Consider the following 424-nt stretch of genomic DNA (forward strand, 5'->3'; position numbering starts at 1 on the left):
ACCTACGACTTCACAGCTAGAGCTGATTCAGTTCCCCAAGCGGAAAAACTTCTTTTAGTGCTCGCGGTCAAAAGAGAGAAACAAGAAAGCCATCACCATGCCCTTCAAGCCCGTTGAACAGGCCAAGTGTCCGAAATGTGGCAAGTCAGTCTACGCCGCTGAGGAGATGTTGGCGGCAGGCGCCAAGTGGCACAAAACATGCTTCAAATGCGGTCTCTGCCACAAGAGGTTAGACAGCACAAACGCCACAGAACACGCAGGAGATCTATTCTGCAAACAGTGTTACGGAAGGAAGTTCGGACCTAAGGGATACGGATTTGGTGGTGGTGCTGGATGCCTTAGCATGGACAAAGGTGAACAGTTTGGAAACACAGAATGTGCAAGCAACAAGCCAAGCTTGGACCCAACTTATGGTTAAACCATC

At 49.8% G+C, this 424-nt stretch carries 1 protein-coding gene; it reads left to right on the forward strand.

Going from position 1 to position 424, the window contains the following annotated elements; all coding sequences use genetic code 11:
• Positions 1 to 97: 97 nt before the first annotated feature.
• The gene (locus BB427_RS24855) at positions 98 to 418 is read left to right on the forward strand and encodes an LIM domain-containing protein (RefSeq protein ID WP_069019720.1); all 321 of its coding nucleotides are present in this window, start codon (positions 98 to 100) and stop codon (positions 416 to 418) included.
• Positions 419 to 424 lie beyond the last annotated feature (6 nt).

The sequence above is a fragment of the Pseudoalteromonas sp. BMB genome, from assembly GCF_001709235.1.
GTDB lineage: Bacteria > Pseudomonadota > Gammaproteobacteria > Enterobacterales > Alteromonadaceae > Pseudoalteromonas > Pseudoalteromonas maricaloris.

Excerpts from the sequence above, each read along its gene's own strand:
- BB427_RS24855 (WP_069019720.1), top strand. The coding sequence starts at position 98 with ATGCCCTTCAAGCCCGTTGAACAGGCCAAGTGTCCGAAATGTGGCAAG.